Source organism: Neomoorella stamsii, assembly GCF_002995805.1.
Lineage (GTDB): Bacteria > Bacillota > DSM-521 > Neomoorellales > Neomoorellaceae > Neomoorella > Neomoorella stamsii.
In genome coordinates this window covers 1-989 of record NZ_PVXL01000002.1, presented here as the reverse complement: position 1 = coordinate 989, position 989 = coordinate 1, and the positions used below count along the sequence as shown (strand labels likewise).

Sequence of the window (989 nt, the reverse complement as noted above, 5' to 3'; positions counted from 1 at the left end):
TATACGGTAGTGATAGTCAACCCCTATCACGTCAAAAGGCGGAAAGAGGAAGTAGGTAACTCCCCCACCAAGAACGACCGCAAAGACGCCGGGATAATAGCCAAAATAGTCAAGGACGGGAACTTCCTCCACTGCCTTTTGCCCAAAGGAAAATATGCCGAACTAAGGAACCTGACCGTAACCCGGCGGCAGCAACGCCGGAAACTAAACAGCGCCTTAAACCAACTCCAGGCCATCCTGGACGAATACTTCCCCGAGCTAGGGCAAGTATTCAAAAACCTGTTAGGCAAAGCCGCCCAATGGGTGTTAAGGAACTGTCCCTTCCCCAGCTTAATATTAGCCCATAAGGTCGAAGAATTAGCCGAGCAACTAAAAGAAGCCAGTAACCACCGGGTAGGGATGAAAAGGGCCCAGGCCCTCTACCAGACGGCCCAGGAGTCCATAGCAGTAACCGAAGGACTAACCGGAGCCCGACACAAGCTAAACGCCTGCCTAGACGAAATAGCCTTTTATCAGCAGCAGATCGAGCAAACAGAAGCAGCCATGGCCGAAATCCTAGCAGGAATAGATATCGCAGGCAATTTATTAAGCATCCCCGGTATAGGCCTGGTAACAGTAGCCGGCTTTTTAGGCGAAATAGGCGATCCCCAGAATTACGAGCACTGGAAGCAAATCCAGAAACTCGCCGGACTGAACTTAAGCGAACAAAGTTCCGGGAAAAAGGATGGTCAAAGCAAGATATCCAAACGCGGGCGAGCCGAACTAAGGAACCTGTTATACCAGGCCAGCCTAACTCTGGTAGCCAAAAACCGTGAATTTAAAGCTCTATACCACTACTTCCTGACCAGGCGGGAAAACCCCTTAAAAAAGAAGCAGGCCTTAATAGCCATAGCCGTAAAATTACTGCGGGTAATGTACGGCCTGGCCAGGAAGAAAGAAAACTACGACCCTGACAAAGTATTAGGTGACTATCGCCGCGCCCAATTACA

Annotated in this window: 1 protein-coding gene; it reads left to right on the top strand. The window is 49.9% G+C overall.

The features are described from left to right. Positions 1–989 (top strand): IS110 family RNA-guided transposase (locus MOST_RS00030; protein ID WP_129588627.1); only part of this gene is annotated, 989 nt, incomplete at both ends.